Below are 23,674 nucleotides of genomic sequence, written 5' to 3'. Positions count from 1 at the left end.
GGCGCGCAGTTGGTCCATCGGCAGTTCGGTGGGCGCGGCCAGGTCGCGGGCGGTGTCGCTGGCATGCTGACCGGTGAGCTCGCCGTAGACGAATGCGCCGATCATGTAGTTGTGCGGCACGCACGCGAGGTCGCCGGCCGCATACAGGCCGTCGACGGTGGTGCGTCCGTGCTCGTCGACCCAGACGCCGGACGCGGAATGTCCACTGCACAGACCGATCTCGGAGATGTGCATCTCGATGTCGTGGGTACGGTAGTCGTGTCCGCGGTTGCTGTGAAACGTTCCCCGCGTGGGTCGTTCGGTGGTGTGCAGGATCGACTCGAGCGAATCCAGCGTCTCGTCGGGAAGGTGACTGACCTTGAGATAGATCGGGCCGCGCGCCGACTCGATCTCGGACTTCACCTCCGCCATCATGTCGCCCGACCAATAGTCGGAATCGACGAACCGCTCACCGTCGGCGTTCACCTGGTACCCGCCGAACGGGTTCGCCACATACGCACACGCCGGGCCGTTGTAGTCCTTGATCAGCGGGTTGATCTGGAAGCACTCGATGCCGCTGAGCTCCGCGCCCGCGTGGTAGGCCATCGAGTAACCGTCGCCGGCGTTCGTCGGGTTCTCGTAGGTGCCGTAGAGGTACCCGGAGGCGGGCAGGCCCAGGCGGCCGCAGGGCCCGGTGGCGAGAATGACCGTCTTGGCTCCGATCTCGACGAACTCGCCGGTGCGCGTGTGCAACGCGGCCGCACCCACCGCGCGCCCGCCCGCGGTCAGGACCCGGACGGGCATCAGCCGGTTCTCGATCGTGATCTTCTCGCGCATGTCCCGCTTGCGCAGGACGCGGTACAGCGCCTTCTTCACGTCTTTGCCCTCGGGCATCGGCAGGACGTACGACCCCGACCGGTGCACCCGGCGGACCGCGTACTCGCCGTACTCGTCCTTCTCGAACTTCACGCCGTAGCGTTCCAGACGACCGATCATTGCAAAGCCGCGAGTCGCTGTCTGATACACCGTCTTCTGGTTCACGATGCCGTCATTGGCTCGAGTGATCTCGGCGACGTAATCCTCGGGGGTGGCCTTGCCGGGGATGACCGCGTTGTTCACCCCGTCCATCCCCATGGCGAGGGCCCCGGAGTGGCGAACATGCGCCTTGTCGAGCAGCAAGACCGACGCGCCGTTCTCGGCGGCGGTGAGAGCGGCCATCGTCCCGGCGGTCCCGCCGCCGATGACCAGCACGTCACAGTCGAGCCGACTCCGGTCGGCGATGTCTGGGATATCCACTGCCGGTTCACTTCTCCAATGCATCGAGGATGGTGCGGCGAAGCCGCCGGGTGGCGTCGTCCCCGCGGCGATCCGGGTCGCGAGGGTGCGGGACGTCGACGGTGGCGCGGACGGTCTCGCCCGCACGGCCCAGTACGACGACCCGGTCGCCCAACAGCAGCGCCTCGTCGACGTCGTGGGTCACGAAGACCACGGTCGACGGGTGCGCCGACAGGGTCTGCAGCAGCAATCGCTGCATGGCGGTCCGTGTCTGCGCGTCGAGCGCCCCGAAGGGTTCGTCCATCAGAACCGCTCTCGGCGACCCGGCGAGGCCACGGGCGAGCTGCACGCGCTGACGCATGCCGCCGGACAACGACTTCGGCAGGTGGTCGGCGAAGCCGTCCAGACCGATCTCGGTGATCCACTGCTCGGCCTGATCCCGGCGGTGTCGCCGCGGGACGCCGCGCAATGTCAACGCCAGCAAGATGTTCCCGCGTACCGTCCGCCAGGGGTGCAGCGCATCGTCCTGGAACACCATGGCCCGATCCCGAGACGTGGTGCCAACCGGGTCGCCGTCTGCGAGGATTCGACCGCCGCGGACCGGCAGGAGACCCGCGACGGCGCGGAGGATCGTGGACTTCCCGCACCCGGACGGTCCCGTCAGGACGACGATCTCGCCGGCGCCGACGACGAGGTCGAAACCGTCGATCACCGTCGAGTCCCCGTAACCGATCCGAATGTCCTCGAGATCGAGCCGCATCGCGGCGACCGAGTCCGCCGTCAATGCCGTTGTCGTGGGGGCCATCGTCGCTCCTGCCGTCGTCGGGGTCATCGTTGCTCCTGCCCTCGCGGCAGCCAGCGGGTGACCCGCCGACCGATCACCTCGATCAGCCCCGACGTCAGTGCGCCGAGCACGCCGATGGTCAGCATGCCGACGAACACCTGCGGGTAGTCGACCACCGTGTACGCCTGCCACGTCCGGTATCCGACCCCGAGCCGGCCGGAGATCATCTCGGCGGAGATGAGGCAGATCCAGGCGACGCCGACCCCGACCGACAGCCCGCTGAACACACCCGGCGCGATGCCGGGCAGGATCACCCGGAGGACGACGTCTCGACGGGTGCCGCCCATCGTCCGCACCGAGTCCTCCCAGATCGTGGGCAGCGCCCGGACGGCATGGCGAGTCGCAACGAGGATGGGGAAGAACGCCGCGGCGAAGGTGATGAAGACCATGCCGGCCTCGTCGGTCGGCAACACCAGGATCGCGACCGGTACCAGGGCGATCGCCGGGATCGGACGGAGCACCTCGGTGAGGGTGCCGACCGTGAGTCGCGCTGTCCCGGAGCGGCCGAGGGCGATTCCCACCGGGATGCCGACGCAGACCGCCAGCGCGAATCCCGTACCGATCCGGATCAGCGACTGGCCGAGATCCAGGTAGTACTGCTCGGTGCCGAGAGCTGCCCAGAACGCATGGCCGACGTCGGTGAGCGAGGGAATGGTGTCGAACCTGGCCCACAGAACCACATCGTGCGTGGTCAGCAGCTGCCAGACGACACCGGCCACCACCAGGACCAGTATCCGGACTCCCCAGTGCCAGTATCGGTTCGACCCGTCCGGGGTCCGGGCCGGCACCGAATCGGTGGCCGTGTCGTCGACGGCGACCGATCCGATCGTCGCGGTGGTCATGACACGACTCCGGCAAGTGCCTGCTCGTACGTCACGTCGACGGCACCGGGATGCGTCGCGCGGTACTGTCGCGCGCTGTCGGTCGTGGTGAACGCGACGTACCGGTCACCCTCCCGCAGCCACACCGCCTTGTCGGCGAACCAGCGGGTCCCGAGCTGCGGGTCCGAGATGTAGGCGGCCCGGACTTCCTGCCCTTGTCGTCGAGCCTGTGCGACCCCGCGCAGCAAGCAGGTCGGATCAGCGGCGGGCTGGGTCCGCTCCTGTCCGCGCAACCAGATCTCACCGGCGGTCGCCGGGTCGACCGCGACCCCGCAGACCGGGTCGTCACCACGAGTGACGGAAGCATTGCCGCTGCGGCTCAGGGCTTCCGAGTAGTCGACGCCGGCCGCGGCGAAGGTCTCCTGCAGCGGCCCCGGATCGACGAAGGTGTCCAGGTCGATCTCGTGGGGGAAGCTGCCGATGGACTTCAGGTAGGGGACGTCGTTGCGCAGCGCCTCGACGAGGCCCGACTTGATGGCCGGATTGAAGTCCGTTCCGCCCGGGCCGTTGTAGAGGTAGACGACCTCGGCCGGGAGACCGCTGTTCTCCGCGACGAGTTCGGCGGCGGCGAGCGGGTCGCGGGTCAGGGACTCGGTCGAATCGAGCTGCGCGCGCAGGAAGGCCTGGACCACGTCCGGGTTCTCCTGCGCGTAGGCAGATCTCGCGACGACGCCGTGCAGGGTCGGAACCCCGAGCTGGGCTCCGTCATAGAGCAACCGAGCCTTGTCCTGGAAGACCAGGAGTCCGGGCCAGGCCACGAACTGGGCCAGGGCATCCGCCTTGCCCGACTCGAGCGCCGACGCGCCCACCTGCGGCTGTTGGTTCTGCACCTGCACCCCGGTGGTGGGGTCGATCCCAACGCGGTCGAGGGCCTGCACGAGCGTCCCGTGACCGGCCGATCCGACGCTGGCCGAGATTGACTTCCCGCGTAGATCGGCGATCGTCGTGGCCGGTGAATTCTGCGGGACCACAACCATGTTCAGCGAACCCCGCGGGCTGGATCCCGTGACCGACAGCATCTCGGTGCGGGTCTTCTCCTCGGCACCGGCACGGGATCCGTTGATCAGCAACGGATAGTCACCCATCGACCCGATGTCGATCTTGCCCGCGATCATCCCGGTCGTGATCGGCGCGCCGGTGTCGAAGTCCTGCCACTCGACCGTGTACTCCTGGCCGGTCCGCTCGGTGACCTCGGCGAGCCGCTTCTCGAACTGACCTTCCGCGCGTAGCAGGGTCCCGGCGGTCACCGTGTTGATCGTCTTCGACTGATAACCGACGACGACCCGGATGGCGTCGGTGTCACCGGTGTCCTCCAGCGAGCAGGCGGCACTGCCGAGGGCGACGGCGAGCGTGACGGTGATCGCCGCCAGTTGTCGGGATCGGAGACGTGTTCTCATCGGACGTCCTTTGGGCTGGGACCATGGGCATGGGTGATCGCCGCCGGTTGCGTTGCAGTACCGGCGTTGTGGGGCAGGAGATTTCAGCGGAGCAGATAGGGCATGTTGACGGTGACCGCACCCGTCGGGCATCGGACCGCGCACGGCCCGCAGTACCAACACTCGTCGACATGCATGAAGGCCTTGCCCGATTCCGGGTTGATCGCCAGCGAGTCGAGAGGACAGACCTCGACGCAGAGGGTGCAGCCCTCGATGCACAGCGATTCGTCGATGGTGACCGGCACGTCGACCCGGTTGTTGACCTGACTCATGAGCCGGCCGCCTCGCGTCGGGCGGTGCTCCGCAGACAGACTCGGTCACTGCGCATCCGGATGTACTCGAGATCGACGGGGCGGCTCTCGTGCGCGAGATGGGTCAGTCGTTCGAGCAGCAGCAGCGAGGTACCCGAACCGATCTCGAGATGCGCCGCCGAATGCGGGTCGGCGTCGACGGCCTCCACCGTCATCGTCGCGTGTCCGAGGGGTCCGCCGGCGATCTGCTCGAGAAGCGTGAACACGTCGTTGTTCTCGAGGTCGTGCTCGAGCAGCGGGATGCCGAGGTCCGGTACGAGATACGTGATGTCCAGGCTGATCGGCTCGTCGTCGAGGTAACGCAGCCGTTCGATGTAGACGGCCTGCGCGTCGGCGAGTTGCAGCCGTCTCGCGACGGCGCGGGGGGCATCGACGAGGGTGGCGATCTTGACCGTGTTGCGCACCTCGCCGTGCAAGCGGAATGTCTCTTTCAGTCCCTGCAGGGCATCGAGCCCATGATCGAGTTTGCGAGCCACCACGTGGGTGCCGATCCGTGGCGCTCGCTCGATCAGTCGTTCCTCGGTGAGGATCGCGAGTGCATCGCGGATGGTGTTGCGGGAGACGTTGAAGTCGGCGATGAGGGTGCGTTCGTCGAGCGACTCGGCGAGGTCGCCGTCGTGGATCTGTCGCCGGAGCACGTCGGCGACCATACGGGCGTTGTCCGCCCGGAGCCGTCCGGCTGCTGTGGTCCTGAGCTGCATGGATGGCACGATAACGTGATCGCGCCGGCCCCGGAATGCCTGTGCGCGGCGCTGGTCGCGACCCGGGGCGAATGCGCCACCGGCGGTACGCCGTGACCTGCGGCCCGTGCTCGGCCGCAGGTCATTGCGCCACCCTCGTGCGCCTCGGTCCGATTAGAATCACCGCGCTCACAATGCGGTGTCGGCCCCCCGGGTCAGCGCGGTTGCGTCGCGTCGACCGCTCGCAGCACCGTCCGCGAGACCGCATCGGGGCGCGACACCAACGACGCGTGCGAGGCGTTGACCTCGGCCGTGCGCCCGGGTGCGGCTCGTCCGGCCAGGAAGCGCTGCAGCGCCGGTGGGATCACGCGATCCTGCTGCGAGACGAGGTACCAGCTGGGCACCCGTGCCCACGACGGCGGTCCGGACGGTTCCAGGTTGGCGCGGAGCGCGGCGGATTTCTGGTGGGCGAACATGTCGGCGGCGACCGCGGGCGACACGTCCTGCGCGAAGATCTCCCGGAAGTACGGGCGCGCGATGTAACCGTCGACGTTGCGTCCGGCCACGCCGGTCGGTCGTTCTCGACCACCGTCAGCTGCAGGGCCGGCGGAAGGAGCCGGCTACCGGGATAGGTGATCGGGTTCAGCAGCCCCTGGACGAACTCGCCCGTGGTGCATCGGGTGTTCCGACCACTCGCCGGCGATGACCACTACTCTTGCCCTCATGACCAAGCGAACCGAACCGGACGCCGAGATCGACATCAAACCGCGTAGTCGCGACGTCACGGACGGCTTGGAGAAGACCGCGGCCCGCGGCATGCTCCGCGCGGTGGGCATGGGCGACGACGACTGGGTGAAACCGCAGATCGGCGTCGGGTCGTCGTGGAACGAGATCACGCCCTGCAACCTGTCGCTCGACCGGCTGGCCAAGGCGGTCAAAGAAGGCGTGCACGAGGGCGGCGGGTACCCGCTCGAGTTCGGCACCATCTCGGTCTCCGACGGCATCTCGATGGGTCACGAGGGCATGCACTTCTCGCTGGTGTCCCGCGAGGTGATCGCCGACAGCGTCGAAACCGTCATGAGCGCCGAGCGCCTGGACGGTTCGGTCCTGCTGGCCGGTTGCGACAAGTCCCTGCCCGGCATGCTGATGGCCGCGGCCCGACTCGACCTCGCGTCGGTGTTCCTCTACGCCGGGTCGACACTGCCCGGATACGCGACGCTGTCGGACGGCAAAGAGCGTCAGGTGACCATCATCGACGCCTTCGAGGCGGTCGGGGCGTGCTCGCGCGGACTTATGAGCCGGGAGGACGTCGACACCATCGAGCGCGCGATCTGCCCGGGTGAGGGTGCGTGCGGCGGCATGTACACCGCCAACACGATGGCCAGCGCGGCCGAGGCACTGGGGATGTCCATCCCGGGCAGTGCCGCACCCCCGGCCCCGGACAAGCGTCGCGACCAGTTCGCCCGCCAGAGCGGGGTCGCCGTCGTCGAGATGCTGCGCCGCGGGATCACCGCGCGCGACATCATGACCCGCGAGGCCTTCGAGAACGCGATCGCCGTGGTGATGGCGTTCGGCGGCTCGACCAATGCGGTGCTCCACCTCCTCGCCATCGCCAACGAGGCCGAGGTCGAACTGTCGCTCGACGACTTCATCAGCGTCGGCAGCCGGGTTCCGCACCTGGCCGACGTCAAGCCGTTCGGCCGGCACGTGATGACCGACGTCGATCGCATCGGCGGTGTGCCGGTGGTGATGAAGGCACTCCTCGACGCGGGCCTCCTGCACGGCGACTGCCTGACGGTGACCGGATCGACGGTCGCCGAGAACCTGGCGCACATCGCGCCGCCGGACCCGGACGGCCAGGTCCTGCGGGCCACGAAGTCGCCCATCCATCCCACCGGCGGCATCACCATCCTCAAGGGATCGCTGGCCCCGGAGGGCGCGGTGGTGAAGTCCGCAGGCTTCGACTCCGATGTGTTCGAGGGCACGGCACGGGTTTTCGACCGCGAACGCGCCGCGATGGACGCGCTCGAGGACGGCACGATCACCGCCGGGGACGTCGTCGTCATCCGGTACGAAGGCCCGAAGGGCGGACCGGGCATGCGGGAGATGCTCGCGATCACCGGCGCCATCAAGGGCGCGGGTCTCGGCAAGGACGTGCTGTTGATGACAGACGGCCGATTCTCCGGCGGCACCACCGGTCTGTGCGTGGGTCACATCGCGCCGGAGGCCGTCGACGGCGGACCGATCGCACTGGTCCGCGACGGCGACCGCATTCGGCTCGACGTCGGCCGCGGTCTCCTCGATCTCCTCGTCGACGACGACGAACTCGCTTCGCGTGCACAGGAGTTCACTCCCCTCCCGCCGCGGTACACGCGCGGCGTGCTGGCGAAGTACTCCAAGCTCGTCACGTCCGCGTCACAAGGGGCGGTCTGCCGGTAGAGCGCTGTACCGGTCCCGCTGGACCCCTTGAACCCCGGTGCCGGCTCAGGTTGCGGTTTGTCCCGGATTGCGGGACGAATCGCAACCGGATCTCCGGTGACCGCCGTCGAATGCGCCTACAGTCTCTGGCATGGCCAAAGACCGTGGCACCCCGAAACCCGCGACCGGGAAATCGTCCGCGCTGTCGAAGGTGTCTTTGCCGCAATGGATTGCGCTCGGACTGACCGTTCTCGCGGTGGTCTTCATCGTGCAGAACCGGACCACGGTGCGCATCGACCTGTTCTGGGTGAGTGTCGAATCTCCGCTGTGGTTCATCCTGGCCGTGGTCTTTCTCGTCGGCTGGGTCGTCGGCGTACTCGCCGCGCGCGGACGTTACCGGCAGCGCCGTCCGCACTGAACCGAACGCCGCCGCGCCGACGAATCCGCGAGCCCCCTCACGACGACCGACCGGACGGCAAGGCCTTTCGCGGGGTGAGGTGACCGAGCAGCCAGTCGTAGATCGCGTCGCTGTTCAGCAGGGTGAAATGGTGCGCGTTGCCGATGTGGAACCCCTCCTGGAACTTCAGCCCGCGACGCTGCCGCGTGTGCTGCCCGCGCCCACTCGGCGCGAGCACCAGGCCGTCACCCAGCAGACGCCCGACCGGGTGGTCGGGGTCGCGGGTGATCGTCGCGGTGACGAAGAGATGGCGAGCGCCCGCCAGCAGCGGCACGTCGGCGCCGGGCGGCTGTGACCACGCGTCCGGGTCGTGACCTATCCAGTCGTCGTCGGTCAGGCTGCCGTGGAACAGGTCTCGCACCCCGGCACTCCGACGACGCAACAATGAGCCGATCGGGCGGGTGACCGGCGTCCGGTTCAGCGCATTCGTGGCCAGGTGGACACCGCGAGCGAGTGGAGCCCCGAGGTGCGGCGTGCCGAGGCACACCGTCTCCGACACCAGGCCCGTCCAGTAGTCGCCGCGCTGATCGGCTGCGTGGCAAGCACTTCGGACAACCAACCCACCCATCGAATGCCCGATGAGGGTCAGTCGTGTCACCGGCGTCGGCCAGAGCAGGACGAGTGCGTCGAGAAGGTCGGCGAGGGCGCGGCCGTTCTCGCTGATGTGGCGACCGGTGTTGTAACGGACCTGGACCTCGGTGGCGCCGATGTCGTGGGTCAGTCGCTCGCCGTATGTGGGTCGGCGGGCGCCGGGAGCGGAGCGAGCGGGCCCAGTTCGCCGGGCGCCGGGAGCGGAGCGAGCGGGCCCAGTCTGCTTCGGTCTGAGCGACCACGCGAACTCCGACTCCATCAGGCCGTGCAGGAACACGACGACGTGTCCACCCGCGTCGGGGAAGCCATCGCGGAGCGACTCGACGTCGAGGGAGACCGGCCGGCCGTCGACGCGGATCGACATGTCGGCCGTGAGGGGCGAGTCCGCGGTGTCCAGTTCATCGCCGATGAGACCGTTGAGGATGCCGAGGAGCACCGCGCCTCGAGGGGTGTGCGAGGGCGCGCGGCCCTCCGACCAGGGCACATGGTCCGCAGCCGACCGGCCGGCGTCGAGGGCAGCGGTGATCGAGTTGTACGTCCCCTCGCTGACGGCGTCATGCACCATCCGCGCGGTGTCGACGGAACTCCCCAGGACAGGCCGGAGCATCCGGAAGACGCCCCCGGCGATGACGCGGTGCATCGCTCCGACGCCGCGCGTCGCAGCGCCGGCCTCGTACAGCCCGAGATCGGTGAGGGCCCGCAGCTCGGACTCACGCGTGGTCGTGGCGGTCATGCCCCGAGTGTACAGATGTGCACTCAATGTGGGCGGAGCGGAAGTCGCGACCGCCGCCCGTCAGATCCTGTTGCGTTTGGTCCCGGCTACCGGGACAAAACGCAACGGGATATCAGGCAGCCTGTCTCCGCGCCCGGAACACCACGTCGTGGGTGTGGTGCCCGCCGCCCGCGGCCCGTCCACGCTCCCGCGTCTCGTCGGTGACGATTTCCCAACCGTCGCCCAGCAAGGCCGCGAAGTCCTTGGGCTGCACATAGCCATCAGGGTCGAAGCCATGTGCACGCACACCCTCGGGGGCGTGTGCCACGACGAGCAGGGACCCGCCGGGGCCGACGGCATCGACCAGCCGGCGGGCCGCGTCGACATTCGCCTTCGGGATCGGGAAGTAGTGCATCGTCACAAGATCGACGCCGGCCGCTGGCACGTCATCGGCTATCACGTCCGCACGCAACCACGTGATCGACGGTCGCGGGTCGATCTCACGGGCCCGATCCACTGCGACCTGCGAGATGTCGAGGGCCGTGACCTGCCACCCGCGATCGGCGAGCCATCGGGCGTCGGCCCCCTCGCCCGACCCGACGTCGAGCGCGGTGCCCGGCTCGATGTCCGACACCTCGGCGACGAGCGCGGGGTTGACGTCGGAGGTCCACAAACGGTCCGCGCTGCGGTACCGCTCGTCCCACCCTTCGGCGGTTCCCGGATCGTTGCTCCCCCGGGACTCGGTCGCGGCCTCGGGGCGATGGCTGTTCTCGGTGGTCATGTCTTCGACTGTGGCACGCACCGTCGTGAGCGGCAAGGACGGTTGCCGATCCGGCAAGAAGTGATGGTGGAGGGAGACCCCGGGTCAGTGCACCACGCCCGCGATCCGCCGGATGGCCTCGGTGAGCACGTCGGCGGAGCAAGCGACGTTGAGTCGAACGAAACCGGCACCCGGATTCCCGAAGGCGTGTCCGTAATGCAGGGCGACGCGGGCTTTGTCGAGAATGACGAGCCCGGGGTCGTCGCCCAGCCCGGTCTCGCGGAAGTCGAGCCAAGCGAGATACGACGCCTCCGGCCGCGTGTACCGCACCGTCGGAAGATGCTGCGCGAGCAGCTGCTCGAGGAGATCGAAGTTCTCCCCGATGACCTCGAGGGTGGCGTCGAGCCACTCATCACCGTGGGCCAATGCCGCTTCGGTCGCAGCGCGGCCCAGAATGCTCGTGCGATAGCGCACCTCGTCGGGTTGCCGCCCGATCAGCGCGCGCCCCCGGTCCGACGCGACAACCGTGAGCGCGCACTTGGCACCGGCGAGATTGAAGGCCTTGCTCGCCGAATGTGCGGCCACGCCGACCTCACGCGCCGTGTCGCCCACCGCGAGGAACGGGACGAACTCCACGCCGGGGTGGACCAGCGGCGCATGGATCTCGTCACTGACGACGGTCGCGCCATGTGCCGCGGCCAAGTCGGCCAGTCGCTCGAGGTCGGTGGCGTCGTGGACGAGGCCGAGCGGATTGTGCGGGTGACACAGTAAAACCGCCCGGGCGCCGGCGGCGAGGGCGCGTTCGATGCCCGCCAGATCCATCCGCCAGGCCGTCGACGACGACCCGCGTTCCTCGAGGAGGGGCACCTCGACGACGCGACCACCGGCCTCCGGGATGAGTTCGAAGAACGGCGGATAGACCGGGGGCATCAGCACGACACCGTCGCCGGGACTGATCGCGACGCGCAGACTCTCGACGATGACGACGCTCACGTCGGTCGTCGAGCTGACGTCAGCCGGATCCACCCGCCACCCCCACCGACGGTCGGCGAACCCGGCGAAGGCCTCGCCTGCGGAGCCCGAGGTCGCCGCGTAACCGATGTCGGACGCACGTACCCGGTCGATGATGGCGTCGGCGACCACCGGCGCGAGCGGATAGTCCATCTCCGCGATGAACAGCGGTAGTACGTCGTCGGGGTGCGTGCTCCACTTCGCGCTCGTACGACGGCGTAGTTCGTCGAGCGGCGGCGCGACCGGTCTGATGCTCACCGCTACTTCGTACCGCCGATGTCGACGCGGCACCAAGAGCGCGGCCACCACGTCCGTCGACGATTCCGCCGTCAGCGGGCAGACTGGTCGGCATGGCCTTCCCCATTCGCATCGGTGTCCAGATCCAGCCCCAGCACGCACCCGAGTACTCGCTGATCCGGGACGCGGTCCGCCGCGCCGAGGACACAGGCGTCGACATCGCGTTCAACTGGGATCACTTCTATCCGCTCTACGGCGCTCCCGAGGGCGAGCACTTCGAATGCTGGACGATGCTCGGCGCCTGGGCCGAGCAGACCTCCCGGGTGGAGATCGGCGCGCTCGTGACCTGCAACTCGTACCGGAATCCGGAGTTGCTCGCCGACATGGCCCGCACCGTCGACCACATCAGCAACGGCCGTCTGATCCTGGGCGTCGGAGCCGGCTGGTTCCAGAAGGACTACGACGAGTACGGCTACGACTTCGGCACGGTCGGTTCCCGGTTGAACGATTTCGGTGCCGCCCTCCCGCGGATCAAGTCGCGGCTGGCCAAGCTGAATCCGGCTCCCACACGCGACATCCCGATCCTCATCGGCGGCAGCGGCGAGAAGAAGACGCTGCGCTACATCGCCGAGCACGGCGACGTCTGGCACGGCTTCAACGACGTCGAGCAGTACCGGCACAAGTCCAAGGTGCTGGCCGAGCACTGCGCCGCCGTGGGTCGAGACCCCGAGACCATCGAGCGGTCGTCGGGCGTGCAGTTCGACGGGGACACCGACGCGCTGCTGCGCGATGCCGATGCACTCGCCGACGAGGGCGTCACGCTGCTGACCGTCGGCGTCACCGGCCCCGACTACGACCTCACCGCACTCGAGGCGCTGTGCCGGTGGCGCGACTCGCGGAACTGACCGCGTAGCACCCGGGCGCACCCGCGCCCGGGTGCCGACACTCCCCCGAAGGCGTCGACGACACCGCACGCCCGCACGGCTAGGTTTGTGATCATGCATCGAGTGCCGGCACTTCGGGAACTGCTGACACGCGCGGCTTCGGCGGTCGCGCTGACGGGACTGCTGGGCGTCCTCATGGCCCTGGCGTCCCCCGGCGCGGCGTCGGCGGAGCCGCCCACCCGGCTGCCGAACTACGTCGTCGACTCCGCCGATGCGATCTCCCCGGCGCAGCGCGCCGAACTCGAGACGGCGATCGACTCGCTCTACAACGCCCACGCGGTCCAGATGTGGATCGTGTACGTCCGCGATTTCGACGGTCTGACCAGCGAGGAATGGGCGGATCGGACCGCCGCCGCCAGCGAGCTGGGTGACCATGACGCCCTGCTCGCCGTCGCCACCGAGGACCGGGCGTATCGGTTATTCGCACCCGACAGCGTGGGCGGCCTCGATCAATCGACACTCGAAGAAGTCGCGAACGACGACGTCGTCCCGCAGTTGCGCGACGAGAACTGGGCAGGTGCGGGCCTGGCGGCGGTCAACGGACTGTCCGGCGCACTCGATCCGAACCACACCGGTCTGATCGCAGCCGGCGTCGTCGGCGGCGTGGCCGTCCTCGGCGGCGGCGGCGCGTACCTCTACTCCCGGCGCCGCAAGCAGCGTCGTATCAACGACAGCGTCGAGACCCTGCGCGAGCAGGAACTGACGGTCGACCAGTTGGCCGCGCAACCCGTCGAGGTGCTCGACCCGTGGTCGCGTGAGGTGCTCACGGACCTCGACAACGCCATCCGCACCAGCAAGGAAGAGCTCCAGCTGGCGGTCGGCGAGTTCGGTGAGGCCGAGACGGCTCCGTTCACCGACACCGTGCGGCACGCCGAGCAGGCGCTCGGACGGGCGTTCGCGCTGCGCCAGCGTCTCGATGACAACGTTCCCGAGACCGACGACGAACGGCGCTCGATGCTCGTCCAGATCATCACCACCTGCACCGAGATCGACAGCACTCTGGACGACCACGTCGAGAATTTCGACGCGATGCGCAACCTCCTCATCAATGCGGACTCGCGATTCGACTCCATCACCCAGCAACTCATCGGTCTACGTGCCCGTCTGGAGACGGCGTCGCAGCAGCTGACCGAGCTCATCGGCAAGCACGGCGAGGCCACGTTGACCTCCATCCTCGACAACGTCGATCTCGCCCGAGCCCAGATCGACTTCGCCGAGGCGACCGCGGATCAGGGGCGTGCCGCCATCGCCGCACCGGTGGGTCAGCAGGGACCGGCCGTCGCTGCGATCCGCTCGGCCGAGGGATCGATCGAGCAGGCGACCACGCTGCTCGACGCCATCGATCATGCAGACGCGAACATCGCCGTCGCCCGCTCGCGGATGCCGGCGCTCATCGCCGAGGTGGACGATGAACTGGCCGAGGCCAACGCGCTGGCACAGACCGGCGGGACGTCGCTGGTGACTGCGATCGAGGTCGCGAGCGCCGCGGTCGCGAATGCCCGCAGCAACTTCGACGCCGATCCGCTGGGTACCTTCACGGCGCTCGTCGACGCCGATGCCGATCTCGACGACGCACTCGCCGCGGCGCGGGACGCCGCTGCCGAGCGCATCCGTCGGGCACAGGTCCTCACCGCGGCACTCGAATCGGCGGAGGCCAAGGTGACAGCGGCCGCCGACTTCATCGGCACCCGGCGGGGGGCCGTGCAGTCCACGGCACGTACCCGACTGGCGGAGGCGCAGCGGCTTCTGCAGTCCGCGACGGACGCCGCTGCCACCGATGCACCGGTGGCGACCGCGACCGCACGTCGCGCCGGTTCCCTGGCCGACCAGGCGCTCATGGCCGCTCAGACCGACGTCGTCGACTGGCAGTCGCAACAGCGACATCCGGGCGGCTCGTCCACCGCCGGTGCGGTCCTCGGCGGAATCCTCGTCGACAGCTTTCTACGCGGCACCGTCGCGGGACGCGGGGGTGGCTTCGGTGGCGGCGGCTTCGGCGGCGGCTTCGGGAGCGGCGGACGCAGCCCCGGTTCCTTCGGTGGTTCCGGATCGTCGGGCCGGATCGGAACCGGCGGGCGGTTCTAGGCCCCGGCGCCGGGAGCGCAGCGAGGGGCCGAATCAGCACGGCGCCGGGAGCGGGCCGGATCGACATGGCCGCGTGATGTTCCACGTGGAACCAACAGGGGTGTTGGGTTGCCGTTAACGCTCGGGTGACCATCGGTTCGTTTCATCCTCCTAACGTGCTCCTCGTCGTGCGCCGGCCCCGTGGCGCGACCATGTTTTCAGAGGAGCCCGTGTGCGTATTCCGTTGCAGCTGTTCATGTCCACCGGTGAGGATGCCGGACGTTCGTCCCGCGCCTACGTGACCTGCCGCTACAAGTGCGGCGACGCGTGCCGCCACGATCCCGGGAACACCAGCGACAACAACTACTTCCGGGACGTCGTCCGCACCGCGGTCTCGCGTCGAAGCGTTCTCAAGACCTCGGCCGGTGCAGCGGTGGCCGTCGGTGCGACCTCACTTCTCGCGGCGTGCGGTGATTCCGGGTCGTCGGAGTCGGCCTCGTCGTCGAGCGGTGCGGCATCCGGAGATGCGATGCCGGGCATGAACTTCGCCACCGTCGCGCCGAACACCGAGGATGCCGTGGTGATCCCGGACGGGTACCGCCAGGAGGTGGTGATCAGGTGGGGCGACCCGATCCTGCCCGGCGCTCCCGAGTTCGACTTCGCCAATCAGACGCCCGAGGCGCAGGCCGGGCAGTTCGGCTTCAACAACGACTTCGCCGGCCTGATCCCGGTCGACGGCGTCGCCGATCACCACTACCTGGTCGCCAACCTGGAGTATCCGACCGAGCCCTTCATGTTCGCCGGCTACAAGGAAGGCGAACCCACCGAGCAGCAGGCCCGCATCGCCATGGCGTCGGTCGGCATCGCGGTCGTCGAGGTCGCCGCGCAATCCGGCAGCGGAGCTCTCAAAACCGTTGTGGGCCCTCGGAACCGACGTCTGACTGCCTCGAGCCCGTTCCGCCTCACCGGCCCGGCCGCGGGCAGCGAGTTCGTCAAGACGGCCGCGGACCCGGCCGGCACCACTGTCCTGGGCACCTTCGCCAACTGTTCCGGAGGTCTCACCCCGTGGGGCACGATGCTCTCCGGGGAGGAGAACTTCAACAACTACTTCGCGAACCCGAGCACCGTCACCGACGCCAAGGCCAAGGAGCGGCTCGAGCGCTACTCCTTCGAGGACGACGGCGACGAGCATTACTGGGGACGGTTCGACAAGCGCTTCGACCTGGCGGTCGAGCCGAACGAGGGGAATCGCTTCGGTTACATCGTCGAGGTGGATCCGCACGACCCGAATTCTGTTCCGGTGAAGCACAGTTCGATGGGCCGGTTCAAGCACGAATCGGCGAACATCTACGTGGTCGGGAGCGGGCCGGACAAGGACACCGTCGTCGCCTACAGCGGTGACGACGAGAGGTTCGAGTACATCTACAAGTTCGTCTCCAGCCGCAAGATGAAGTCCGGCCTGTCGAAGACGGCCCGCGACCACAACATGGGCATCCTCGACGAAGGCACGCTCTACGTCGCCACCTTCACCGGGGACTCCCCCGACCCGGTGGACGGTACCGGAACCCCGCCCGCCTCAGGGAAATTCGCCGGCAAGGGGTCCTGGAAGCCGCTGCTGACGGTCAACGCCGACGGTTCGGCACGCTCGTACATCCCCGGCATGTCCCCCGCCGAGGTCGCGGTGTTCACCCGGCAGGCCGCCGACACCGTGGGCGCGACCAAGATGGACCGGCCCGAGGACATCGAACCGAATCCGAAGTCCGGCAAGGTCTACTGCGCGCTGACGAACAACGATGATCGCGGCACCGATGGTGAAGCGCCTGCCGATGCGGTGAACCCGCGCAACGAGAACAAGAACGGTCAGGTCCTGGAGATGACCGACGACCACACCGGCACCGAGTTCACCTGGGAACTCCTGCTGGTGTGCGGCGACCCGGCTGCTGCCGACACCTACTACGGCGGGTTCGACAAGACCAAGGTCAGTCCGATCTCCTGCCCCGACAACGTCGCGTTCGATCCCCATGGCAATCTGTGGATCTCCACGGACGGCAACGCACTCGACAGCAACGACGGGTTGTTCGCGGTCGCCCTGGACGGCGATCGACGCGGGGAGACCAAGCAGTTCCTGACCGTGCCCAAGGGTGGCGAGACCTGCGGCCCGATCATCGACACCAATCGTGTCCTGATCGCGGTTCAGCATCCCGGCGAACTCGACGACCACTCCGCGGACAACCCGGCGTCGCACTGGCCCGACGGCGGACAGTCCCAACCCCGGCCGTCCGTCGTCGCCGTATGGCGGGACAACGGGGGCGAGATCGGCGTCTGACCGCACCGCTTCATCCGAGCACCCTCGAGTCCCGGGCCTGCGGCCCGGCTCGGGGGTGCTCTTCATCTCCCACCAGGACTGTCCAGCGGCACCGAGCCGTTGACCTGGATCTTTCGCGGATCACACCCCGATCGTGACAGTCGTCAAGGTTTTTCTTGACGAGTGTCAAGACTCGGGCTTAGTGTGGCGTGCAGCACATGTCGCCTCGACTGTGTCTTGCTTCTCCGCCTCGGCCGAGGCGGTCTCACGGAGGTGGAACGATGACGAGTTATGACCTGACCGGGCGGACGGCACTGGTCACCGGTGGCGCGCAGGGCCTCGGTGCCGGGATGGCCGAGGCGCTCGCCGCAGCCGGCGCGTCCGTCGCGATCGGCGACGTGAACTCCGACGGCGGTCGGCAGGCGGTCGAAACGCTTCGGGCACAAGGCGCGAAGGCCGAGTTCGTCGCGCTCGACGTGACCGACGACGCAGCCTGGGAGTCGGCCGCGGCGTCGACCGTCGAGTCGCTGGGCGGGCTCGACATCGTCGTGAACAACGCCGGCATCGAGGTGACGAACCTCCTGGTCGATCTCGACGCCGCGGAGGCGTCGAAGATGCTGGACGTCAACGTGCTCGGTACTGCCCTCGGCATCAAGCACGCGTTCCGCGCGATGCGTCCCGGCGGCATCGCGGGCAAGGGCGGAGCCGTCGTGAACATCGCATCCGTCGCTGCGACAATCGCTTTCCCCGGCATCAGCGTCTACTCCGCGACGAAGTCGGGTATCGACCGCCTCACCCGGGTGGCGGCCGCCGAATCCGGGAAGCTCGGCTACGGCGTGCGCGTGAACTCGATCTATCCCGCCCTCACCCCGACCGCGATGGGCAACAAACTCGCCGTCGAGACCGCAGCCCTGGGGCTGTTCGAATCCCCGGAGGCGGCTGCCCAGGCGGTCGCGGAGCTGACACCCCTGGGCCGACTCGGACAGGTCGACGACATGGCCGACGCCGTGGTCTTCCTCGTCTCCGACGCCGCGAAGTTCATCACCGGCGCGGGCCTCCCGGTCGACGGCGGCATGGGGATGTGATCCCACCGACGTTCACTGCCGCAACGCTTTTCCCGAACACCCGCATCGAACACCCGAACCAGACACGAGGAGTCCCACCATGCCCACTGACAAACGCGTCGTCGTCTACGGAGCGTCCGGATACACGGGCCGACTGATCTGTGAGTACCTGCGCGAGTACAACATCCCGTTCCTGGCGGCGGGCCGCGACCACGCCCGGCTGAAGAGCGCCGTCGAGGCGGTGCCGGGCATCGACACGGTCGCGTACGACATCGTCGAGGTCGAGCACACGGTCGAGGCGCTGACCGAGGCCTTCCGCGGCGCCGACGTCGTACTGAACACGGTCGGGCCGTTCGCCCGCTACGGCCACGAGGTCGTCCAGGCGTGCCTGGAGATCGGGGCCCACTACACCGACACCAACGGTGAACAGAACTGGATGATCGATGCCGAGGCGCAGTACGGAGCCGAATTCGCTTCTCGCGAACTGGTCTTGACGCCGGGCCTGGCGCAGATGTACTCCATCGGCGAGATCGCCGCGAACATCTGCCTGGAGAACCCCGGACTGGACACCCTCGACATCCAGGTGTTCTGGAAGGGCCACCCGACCGTCGCGTCGACCAACACGATCCTCACCAATGCCGCATTCGCGAAGGCGTACTACCTCGAGGAGAACGAGTACGTCGAATGGCCGGCGGACGCGGGTCTGTACACGGTCAGCGTGCCCGGTCAGCACGACCTCGGTCTCGCTCTGCCCTGGGGCGGTACATCACACCCGGTGTGGTTCAAGAACGACCCGCGCGTGGCCACCGCAAAGGCACTCGGCGGCGTCTTCAACCGGCCACTGATGCAGGGCGTTCCGGTTCTGGTGGCCGCCGCGCTCGAACAGATGGAGGGCAAGTCCGAGGAGGAGAAGTACCGGATCATCGACGAGCAGTCGGCCGCCATCCGCAGCGAGATGCCCCCGCGTGAGAACCCGCGCCTGAACACCTCGCTGGACTCGGTCTACGCCTCCGGTCCGCTCGGCCGCGCGCACTGCGTGATCCACGGCAACTCCAACTACAAGCAGACCGCCCTGCTCAACGCGCACGCCGCGAACGAACTGCTCCAGGCCCGCCCCCGCCGTGTCGGCTTCGTCTCGAGCTGCCAGGCGTTCGGCCATCGCGAATTGCTCGGCACCCTTCGCGCTTTCGGTCTGGTCCTGGACCCGATCGTCACCGTGCACCGCTGAGGACGACATGCGACTCTCGGAGTACCTCGACAAGGGCGCCTCGCTGGGGCGCGACGCGCCGTGCCTCACCGCCGGCGGGGTCACCTCGACCTACGGCGAGGTCCAGGATCGGTCCACTGCCATCGCAGGTGCGTTGCAGCACAACGGGATCGAGGCCGGCGACCGGGTCGCCGTCCTCTCGGCCAACGATTCGCTGGCCCTGACGTGCGTCTTCGGCATCTCGCGTGCGGGTGCCGTGTGGTGCCCGGTCAATCCGCGCAACGAGGCCGAGGAGAACCGACAGCTGTTCGATCTCTTCGGGTGTCGGCTGCTGTTCTTCCAGGCGAAGTTCGCCGGCCTGGTCGAGAAGATCAAAGATCAGCTCCCGCAATTGGACCGGTTGGTCTGTCTGGACGGCGACGTCGACTGGGCGACTCCGTTCGACGCCTGGCTCGACGAACATCGAGCCGAGCCGGACGAACGCCGACGACCAGATGGCGGTCTGTGCATGCTCGCCGGTACCGGCGGGACGACCGGCCGACCGAAGGGGGTGCGGCTCACCGAGGACAACATGATGACCTCGACGGCACTGGCGTTGATGAGCTACCCGTTCGGTGAGCGCCCCCGGTATCTGGCGCTCGCCCCGCTGACCCATTCGGCGGGGGTGCTGACGTTCCCCATCCTCAGCCTCGGCGGTGAGGTCGTGATCATGCCGGCACCTGACATCGGGGAGTTCCTGGCGCTGATCGAGCGGCATCGCATCACCCACGCCTTCCTGCCGCCGACGGTGATCTACGGGGTGCTCGACCATCCCGACCTCGACAGTCGGGATCTGAGCTCGCTGCGATGTCTGTGGTACGGCGCGGCGCCGATGTCGCCCACGCGGCTGGAAGAAGCACTGCCGCGTATCGGCCCGGTGCTCGGCCAGTTGTTCGGGCAGACGGAGGCACCGAACATGATCGCCACCCTCGCGCCCGCCGAGCACTTCCACGACGACGGGTCGATGGCCACCGAGCGGTTCGGATCGGCCGGTCGGCCGACACCGCTGACCACGGTCGCGATCATGGCCGAGGACGGGTCGCTGCTGAGTCGTGGCGAGCGCGGCGAGATCGTCGTCCGGGGACCACTCGTGATGGACGGATATCACGAGAACCCAACGGCCACCGCCGAAGTGAGCGCGCACGGCTGGCATCACACCGGCGACATCGGCTACCTCGACGACGACGGCTACCTCTTCGTCGTCGACCGCGCCAAGGACATGATCATCACCGGCGGGTTCAACGTGTATTCGGCCGAGGTGGAACAGGCATTGCTGGCCCATCCGGCGGTGAAGGACTCGGCCGTCATCGGGCTGCCCGATCCCAAATGGGGCGAACGAGTGACGGCCGCCGTCGAACTGCGTGCGGGGCACGACGCCGACACCGAGGAGCTCATCGCCTTCGTCAAGGAACGGATCGGCAGCGTCAAGGCGCCGAAAGAGATCGAGATCTGGACCGAACTGCCGCGGTCCAAGGTCGGCAAGATCCTGAAGACCGAGGTCCGGGGCGCATTCAGCTGACCGCATCGAGGCCTCACCGGTGCCCGCCCGGCCGGCGCCGACAAGCGTCGAACTCGGCCGGGTGGGTACACTCGGGTCTCGAACTCCATCACTCCCCGAGCAAGGGAATCCCCCGGCAAGGACCGCGAGATGACACAGGTCGTCGACCGACAGGCCCGCATCGAGGCCCGCGCACGAGACAAGTTCCAGGCCAAGCGCGACGAGCTGGCCATGGCGACTCTGACGACGCTGGCCGAACTGGGGTACGCGCGGACGAGCCTGCGCGAGATCGCGCAGAACTCCGAGTACTCGCACGGGGTGTTGCACTACTACTTCACCGACAAGCTCGACCTCATCGCCCACGCGGTCCGGCAGTACGAGGCCGTCTGCGTCACCCGCTACGACGAGGTCGTGGCCCACGCGGTGACCGCGGATCAGTTGCGCGACGAGTTCGCCGACACCTTCTTCGCAGGCATGCGTTCCGAGGCAGCCATTCATCGGCTCTGGTACGACCTGCGAAATCAGAGCATGTTCGACGACTCCTTCCGCGCGGACGTGATCGAGATCGAGCGCCGGCGCGAAGAGATGATCTGGCGCGTGGTGGAGAGATTCTGCGAGTTGTCGGGGACGCAGCCCGCGGTGACACCGGCGGTCGCCTACATCGCGCTCGACGGCATCTTCCAGCGCGGACTGCTCAGCGAGATCGACGGCCGGCCCGACGGCGTCGCGACCGCCCGCGAGGACCTGATCGCCTTCTTCGGAGTCGTGGGGCACCACTGACCGTCTGACGAATCGAGCCGCACATTCGTGCGCAGCGTCACAGGCCCCTGCCCTAATACTTCGAACCCCTAAGTATTAGACTCTCTAAACGTGTCCGCTTCCGACCCCGCCCAGCTCGCCCAGACCCTGCGGCCGACGATCACCAGGCTGTACCTGGCCCTTCGTCGTCGCGCACCCTCGGTCGAGCTGACCGCGGCGCAGACGTCCGCCCTGAGCGTCCTCGCCGATCACGGGCCGATGCGGATGGGTGAATTCGCCACCCGCGAATCCATCCGCATGCCGACAGCGACGTCGGTGATCGACGGACTCACCAAGCACGACCTGGTCGAACGCAGACCTGATCCAGACGACCGCCGAGCCGTGCTCGTCGGCCTCACCGACCACGGGCGCACCCTCGTGCGGCAGATCCGCGAGGAGCGGGACGTCATCCTGACCGGTGCGCTCGCCGCGCTCGACGATCAGCAGCGCGAAGCCATCGCCGCGGCCGGACCGGCCCTGCAGGCCCTGCGCGACCAGCTCGACAATCACCCGGTATCGCACCCCGCCCGCCCGGCGAGTGCGTGAGCGGCCCGGTCGCGGTTCGACACCGCCGGCCGTCCGCCTGATCTGGCAGAGGAATCAATGACCGTCACCGAACACACCCCGGGCGACACCGCCGCGGTTGCGCGCGACACCACCGCAGCCGAACCGTCGATGCTCGCCTCTCTGCGTGCACAACCGCGCGCGGTGTGGATCACCGCTTTCGCCGCCGTCATCGCCTTCATGGGCATCGGCCTCGTCGATCCGATCCTGCACAGCATCGCCGAAGCGCTGAACGCCCCACCGGAGAAGCTCACGCTCCTGTTCGGTGTCTACGTCGGCGTCCAGTGCGTCGCGATGCTGCTGACCGGTTGGGCCGCATACCGTTTCGGGCCGCGGCGCACACTCACCGTCGGGCTTGGACTCATCGTCGTCGCCGCCGGCGTCTCGGCCTTCGCCGACAACATCGACCAGCTCATCGCCTACCGGGTGATCTGGGGTCTCGGCAACGCACTGTTCCTCGCCACCGCACTGGCTTTCATCGTCCAATCGGCGGTCGGCAACCGCAACAGCGCCATCATGATGTACGAGGCCGCCCTGGGCATCGGACTGGCCGTCGGACCGCTCCTGGGCGCGACGCTCGGTGAATGGACCTGGCGCGCACCGTTTGCCGGTACCGCCCTGCTGATGCTGGCCGGAGCCATCCTGTGCGCGTTCATGCTTCCCGCCGACGGACCGCGGTCCGAACGAGTACGGGTCCGGATCGTCGACCCGATCAAGGTCCTGCGCAACCGCACCCTGTTCGTCACGTCCGTCGGTTCCGCCTTCTACACGGGCGCGCTGTTCACCGTGATCGCCTGGGCGCCGATCGCGATGGGCCTGCGACCCATCTACGCCGGACTCGTCTTCTTCGGCTGGGGCCTGCTCACGGCGGTCGCCGGAGTCTTCGTCGCCCCGCTGCTCGCTCGGGTCGTCGGTGAGAAGGCCGGTGTCATGGTTGCCATCTCGACATACGGACTTGTCATGGTGCTGGCCGGGATCGGCACGTTCACCGGACAGATCTGGCTGATCGGCCTGGCCGTCATCCTCTCCGGCTTCCCCTCGGGCGTGCTCAACACCCTCTTCACCGACGTCGCGATGTCGGCCGTCGGCGGCGACACCCCCCGGTCGGTCTCGAGTGCCGGGTTCAGCTTCCTCCGCTGGATGGGCGCCGCGATCGCGGCCGTGCTCGTCGCCTACCTCGCGAAGTGGACCGGTTCGGAGGCGACACCGTGGTGGTTCGCCACCGGATACTGCGTCGTCGCCCTCGGCGCGGTGTCGTTGGCCAAGGTCGCTCACGACCACAAGGTCGCCGACGACGCCGCTCTCATCGGCGCCGAGGAGTTCTGAGCCTCCCGCGCACGCAGCTTCCTGCTCCCTGAGCACAGGCGCAAGGAGCACGGCCCCCTCCCGCTCCCCGAGGTGCGACGAGCGCGACGCCTCCGCTCCCTGAGGAGCGGCCGGACGGCCGTCGTGGACCACCGAGCGAACCCTCCTGGGCGCCCGAATTCTATGCTCCCTGAGGTGCGAGCGAAGCGAGAGGGTCCTATAGCTTGTCAAGTGCTCCGAGGTCAGTGGTGAGGTCGCGGAACACTTCGCGGGCGATGTAGCGCTTGAGGCAGCGGA

Annotated in this window: 20 protein-coding genes and 1 pseudogene; 11 read left to right on the top strand and 10 right to left on the bottom strand. The window is 68.2% G+C overall.

Annotation, left to right across the window (positions count from 1 at the left end):
- The 7 genes and pseudogenes from FFS52_RS22030 to FFS52_RS22000 form a co-directional block, all read right to left on the bottom strand.
- Nucleotides 1–1,275 (bottom strand): fumarate reductase/succinate dehydrogenase flavoprotein subunit (locus FFS52_RS22030; RefSeq protein ID WP_137810946.1); only part of this gene is annotated, 1,275 nt, incomplete at its 3' end.
- 7 nt (nucleotides 1,276–1,282) lie between these two features.
- Nucleotides 1,283–2,059 (bottom strand): ABC transporter ATP-binding protein, encoded by a 777-nt coding sequence (locus FFS52_RS22025; RefSeq protein WP_137810945.1) that lies wholly within the window; start codon nucleotides 2,057–2,059, stop codon nucleotides 1,283–1,285.
- Nucleotides 2,060–2,082: 23 nt separating this feature from the next.
- Nucleotides 2,083–2,940, bottom strand: a complete 858-nt coding sequence (locus tag FFS52_RS22020) for an ABC transporter permease (protein ID WP_065631102.1) — start codon at nucleotides 2,938–2,940, stop codon at nucleotides 2,083–2,085.
- Nucleotides 2,937–4,376, bottom strand: coding sequence for an ABC transporter substrate-binding protein (locus FFS52_RS22015; RefSeq protein ID WP_137810944.1), 1,440 nt, complete (start codon nucleotides 4,374–4,376; stop codon nucleotides 2,937–2,939). The genes FFS52_RS22020 and FFS52_RS22015 overlap by 4 nt, the downstream gene beginning before the upstream one ends.
- A gap of 83 nt (nucleotides 4,377–4,459) precedes the next feature.
- The gene (locus tag FFS52_RS22010) at nucleotides 4,460–4,687 is read right to left on the bottom strand and encodes a ferredoxin family protein (protein WP_010843879.1); all 228 of its coding nucleotides are present in this window, start codon (nucleotides 4,685–4,687) and stop codon (nucleotides 4,460–4,462) included.
- A complete protein-coding gene (locus FFS52_RS22005) occupies nucleotides 4,684–5,376 on the bottom strand; it encodes a GntR family transcriptional regulator (RefSeq protein WP_137810947.1) in 693 nt (230 codons plus the stop codon). Before FFS52_RS22005 ends, FFS52_RS22010 begins: the two co-directional genes overlap by 4 nt.
- 245 nt (nucleotides 5,377–5,621) lie before the next feature.
- Nucleotides 5,622–6,073: pseudogene (locus FFS52_RS22000) on the bottom strand (alpha/beta hydrolase); the annotation flags it as partial.
- 56 nt (nucleotides 6,074–6,129) lie between these two features.
- On the opposite strand from FFS52_RS22000, the gene ilvD reads away from it, so the two are divergent.
- The gene (gene ilvD, locus FFS52_RS21995) at nucleotides 6,130–7,845 is read left to right on the top strand and encodes a dihydroxy-acid dehydratase (RefSeq protein WP_065631105.1); all 1,716 of its coding nucleotides are present in this window, start codon (nucleotides 6,130–6,132) and stop codon (nucleotides 7,843–7,845) included.
- Nucleotides 7,846–7,975: 130 nt separating this feature from the next.
- On the top strand, nucleotides 7,976–8,242 hold the full coding sequence (locus FFS52_RS21990) for a LapA family protein (RefSeq protein ID WP_137810943.1): 267 nt from the start codon (nucleotides 7,976–7,978) through the stop codon (nucleotides 8,240–8,242).
- A gap of 37 nt (nucleotides 8,243–8,279) precedes the next feature.
- On the opposite strand, the gene FFS52_RS21985 is transcribed toward FFS52_RS21990, so the two are convergent.
- The 3 genes from FFS52_RS21985 to FFS52_RS21975 form a co-directional block, all read right to left on the bottom strand.
- A complete protein-coding gene (locus tag FFS52_RS21985) occupies nucleotides 8,280–9,605 on the bottom strand; it encodes an alpha/beta hydrolase (RefSeq protein ID WP_137810942.1) in 1,326 nt (441 codons plus the stop codon).
- Nucleotides 9,606–9,717: 112 nt separating this feature from the next.
- Nucleotides 9,718–10,365 (bottom strand): class I SAM-dependent methyltransferase, encoded by a 648-nt coding sequence (locus tag FFS52_RS21980; RefSeq protein ID WP_137810941.1) that lies wholly within the window; start codon nucleotides 10,363–10,365, stop codon nucleotides 9,718–9,720.
- 84 nt (nucleotides 10,366–10,449) lie between these two features.
- Nucleotides 10,450–11,613, bottom strand: a complete 1,164-nt coding sequence (locus FFS52_RS21975; protein WP_137810940.1) for an aminotransferase class I/II-fold pyridoxal phosphate-dependent enzyme — start codon at nucleotides 11,611–11,613, stop codon at nucleotides 10,450–10,452.
- Between the two features lie 92 nt (nucleotides 11,614–11,705).
- Here FFS52_RS21975 and FFS52_RS21970 point away from each other — a divergent pair, with 92 nt between their 5' ends.
- From FFS52_RS21970 to FFS52_RS21930, 9 genes are all read left to right on the top strand, one after another.
- Nucleotides 11,706–12,497 carry an LLM class F420-dependent oxidoreductase gene (locus FFS52_RS21970; RefSeq protein WP_068972109.1) on the top strand — a complete coding sequence of 264 codons (792 nt, stop codon included), beginning with the start codon at nucleotides 11,706–11,708 and terminating at the stop codon, nucleotides 12,495–12,497.
- A gap of 93 nt (nucleotides 12,498–12,590) precedes the next feature.
- Nucleotides 12,591–14,618, top strand: a complete 2,028-nt coding sequence (locus tag FFS52_RS21965) for a TPM domain-containing protein (protein ID WP_137810939.1) — start codon at nucleotides 12,591–12,593, stop codon at nucleotides 14,616–14,618.
- 211 nt (nucleotides 14,619–14,829) lie between these two features.
- Complete coding sequence (locus FFS52_RS21960; RefSeq protein ID WP_137810938.1) at nucleotides 14,830–16,923, top strand: PhoX family phosphatase; 2,094 nt, start codon at nucleotides 14,830–14,832, stop codon at nucleotides 16,921–16,923.
- Between the two features lie 260 nt (nucleotides 16,924–17,183).
- Complete coding sequence (locus FFS52_RS21955; RefSeq protein WP_137810937.1) at nucleotides 17,184–17,987, top strand: SDR family NAD(P)-dependent oxidoreductase; 804 nt, start codon at nucleotides 17,184–17,186, stop codon at nucleotides 17,985–17,987.
- Nucleotides 17,988–18,066: 79 nt separating this feature from the next.
- Nucleotides 18,067–19,194 carry a DUF5938 domain-containing protein gene (locus FFS52_RS21950; RefSeq protein WP_065631111.1) on the top strand — a complete coding sequence of 376 codons (1,128 nt, stop codon included), beginning with the start codon at nucleotides 18,067–18,069 and terminating at the stop codon, nucleotides 19,192–19,194.
- Nucleotides 19,195–19,201: 7 nt separating this feature from the next.
- A complete protein-coding gene (locus FFS52_RS21945) occupies nucleotides 19,202–20,731 on the top strand; it encodes a long-chain fatty acid--CoA ligase (protein ID WP_137810936.1) in 1,530 nt (509 codons plus the stop codon).
- 129 nt (nucleotides 20,732–20,860) lie between these two features.
- Entirely contained in the window at nucleotides 20,861–21,490 is a 630-nt protein-coding gene (locus FFS52_RS21940; RefSeq protein ID WP_137810935.1) for a TetR/AcrR family transcriptional regulator, read from the top strand.
- A gap of 90 nt (nucleotides 21,491–21,580) precedes the next feature.
- Nucleotides 21,581–22,054, top strand: coding sequence for a MarR family transcriptional regulator (locus FFS52_RS21935; RefSeq protein ID WP_058252932.1), 474 nt, complete (start codon nucleotides 21,581–21,583; stop codon nucleotides 22,052–22,054).
- A gap of 57 nt (nucleotides 22,055–22,111) precedes the next feature.
- Nucleotides 22,112–23,398: an MFS transporter gene (locus tag FFS52_RS21930; protein WP_137810934.1), complete on the top strand. Its 1,287-nt coding sequence runs from the start codon at nucleotides 22,112–22,114 to the stop codon at nucleotides 23,396–23,398.
- The last annotated feature ends 276 nt before the right edge of the window (nucleotides 23,399–23,674 follow it).

It is taken from the genome of Gordonia sp. ALPHA1B1, from assembly GCF_005502615.1.
Classification (GTDB): domain Bacteria; phylum Actinomycetota; class Actinomycetes; order Mycobacteriales; family Mycobacteriaceae; genus Gordonia; species Gordonia hongkongensis.
This window is presented reverse-complemented; position numbering and strand designations above follow the sequence as displayed.